The sequence below is a fragment of the Actinosynnema sp. NPDC059797 genome, from assembly GCF_042732085.1.
Taxonomy (GTDB): Bacteria; Actinomycetota; Actinomycetes; order Mycobacteriales; family Pseudonocardiaceae; genus Actinosynnema.
Genome location: NZ_JBHWIE010000656.1, coordinates 1 through 2,169 on the forward strand (window position 1 = coordinate 1; position 2,169 = coordinate 2,169).

The window sequence follows — 2,169 nt, forward strand, 5'->3', positions numbered from 1 at the left end:
GGACCGCCTCACCGATCGCCCTCGGGCGTCCCCCGCTCCATGTTGGGTTCCGAAATGCAGCACTAGCTGGTCGCGGGCCGCTCGTGGTGGTGCCGGCCCGCGGCGTCGCGCAGGACGGCGACCAGGGCGTCCACGGCGGCGCGGTAGGCGTGCTCGGCGGGGGTGCCGTACCCGACGATCACGCCCCGCGCCGCCGCGGGGTCGGGGGTGTGGCGGCATTCGCGCAGTCCGGTCAGCGCGATGCCGCGTTCGGCGGCGAGGGTGAGGACGGCGTCCTCGTCGGGCACCTCGACCAGCAGGTGCAGGCCCGCGGAGACGCCGTGCGCGGTGTGCCCGGTCAGCCGTCGCACGAGCAGGTCGCGTCGTCGCCGGTAGCGCAGGCGGGCGCCGCGCACGTGGCGGTCGTAGGCGTGGCCGGTGATCAGGTCGGCGAGGGCGAGTTGGCCGATGACCTCGGTGTGGTGGTCGGCGTGCAGCTTGGCGTCGACGACGGGGTCGACCCAGCGGGGCGGCAGCACCAGCCAGCCCAGGCGGACGCCGGGGCCGAGGGTCTTGGAGGCGCTGCCGGCGTAGGCGACGTGGTCGGGCGCGGTGCCCTGGACGGCGCCCAGGGGTTGCCGGTCGTAGCGGAACTCGCCGTCGTAGTCGTCCTCGACCAGCAGGGCGCCGGTGTCGCGGGCCCAGGTGGTCAGGGCGTGGCGGCGCGTGGGGTGCAGGGGGACGCCCGTGGGGAACTGGTGGGCGGGGGTGACCACGGCGGCGGCCGCGCCGTCCGGCGGGGTGGTGGCGCCGAGGTGGTCCACCGGCAGCGGCACGACGGGTCGGCCGGCGCGGCGGACCACCTCGCGGTGGAAGGCCAGTCCGGGGTCCTCCATGGCGACCGGTCCGGTGAGCGCGGTCGCCAGCAGGGACAGCGACTGCACGTAGCCGGTGGTGATGACGATGCGCTCGGGTGCGGCCTGCACGCCGCGGGTGCGGCCCAGGTGTTCGGCCAGGGCGGTGCGCAGTTCGGGCCGGCCGCGGGGGTCGCCGTAGCCGAGGGCGCGTGCCGGTGCGGCGGCCAGGGCGCGGCGGGTGGCGCGCAGCCAGGCCGCGGTGGGGAACGCGGTGGTGTCGGGGTTGCCGGGTGTGAGGTCGTGGCGGGGGTGGGCGGGTTCGGCGGCGGCGCCGGCGCCGGGTGGTGCGGCGGGCAGCGGTGCGACCAGGGTGCCCGCGCCGCGTCGCGCGGTCAGGTAGCCCTCGGCGACCAGTTGGTCGTAGGCGGCGGCCACGGTGTTGCGGGCCAGTCCGAGTTCGGCGGCCAGCCGGCGGGTCGCGGGCAGGCGTGCGCCGGGTGCGAGCCTGCCGGTGCGGATCGCCTCGCGCAGCGCCCGTTCCAGGCCGGCGCGGCGACCGGTGGAGGGGTCGAGGTCGAGGTGGAGGTCCACGCCGGGATTGGCCCACGTTCCGGACACGGGAATGGACCTTAGCAGCGGGCCAACCCGGGCCTAGGTTGTCGATCATGACAATTCGCTTGGCCGCCCACGAGCTGGCGCCGCACCTGTACCGGGCGATGAAGGGCCTGGAGCGGGCCTCCCGCGAGTCGGGCCTGGAGTCCTCGGTGCAGGAGCTGGTCCGGTTGCGGGCCTCCCAGCTCAACGGCTGCGCCTACTGCGTGGCCCTGCACAGCGACGACGCGCGCGGCGCGGGCGAGGCCCAGCGCCGGTTGGACCTGCTGCCCGCCTGGCGCGAGGCGGGGGAGCTGTACACCGAGCGGGAGCGGGCCGCCCTGGAGCTGACCGAGGCCGCCACCGGGTTGTCCTCCGGCGAGGTGTCGGACGAGGTGTGGGGTCGGGCCGCCGCGGTGTTCACCGACACCGAGCTGGCGGAGCTGGTGTGGGTGATCGCGGTGATCAACGCCTGGAACCGGGTCGGGGCCGTCGCCCGCTCGTGGCCGCTGCCGTGACCGGGGACCGGCTGGTGGGCGAGGGTGGCGGGGCGCGGCTGCTGCGCGGGCTGCACGTGCCCGGCGACCCCGTGGTGCTGCCCAACGTGTGGGACGCGGCGTCCGCGCGCGTCCTGGCCGGGGCGGGCTACCCCGCCGTGGCCACCGCCAGCGCGGCGGTGGCGGCCGCCCTGGGGTACCCGGACGGCCACGGCAAGCCCCCCGACGAGGCGATCGCGCCGATA

At 76.9% G+C, this 2,169-nt stretch carries 3 protein-coding genes; 2 read left to right on the forward strand and 1 reads right to left on the reverse strand.

All coding sequences use genetic code 11. The features are described from left to right. Positions 1–62 precede the first annotated feature (62 nt). Positions 63–1,454, reverse strand: coding sequence for a MocR-like pyridoxine biosynthesis transcription factor PdxR (gene pdxR, locus ACFV4N_RS42990; RefSeq protein ID WP_499678458.1), 1,392 nt, complete (start codon positions 1,452–1,454; stop codon positions 63–65). 47 nt (positions 1,455–1,501) lie between these two features. Between pdxR and ACFV4N_RS42995 the strand changes: the two genes are divergently transcribed. Both ACFV4N_RS42995 and ACFV4N_RS43000 read left to right on the forward strand, forming a co-directional pair. Continuing rightward, the gene (locus ACFV4N_RS42995; RefSeq protein WP_499678459.1) at positions 1,502–1,945 is read left to right on the forward strand and encodes a carboxymuconolactone decarboxylase family protein; all 444 of its coding nucleotides are present in this window, start codon (positions 1,502–1,504) and stop codon (positions 1,943–1,945) included. Further along, the coding region (locus tag ACFV4N_RS43000; RefSeq protein WP_499678460.1) for an isocitrate lyase/phosphoenolpyruvate mutase family protein at positions 1,942–2,169 on the forward strand (228 nt) is incomplete at its 3' end. The genes ACFV4N_RS42995 and ACFV4N_RS43000, both read left to right, overlap by 4 nt.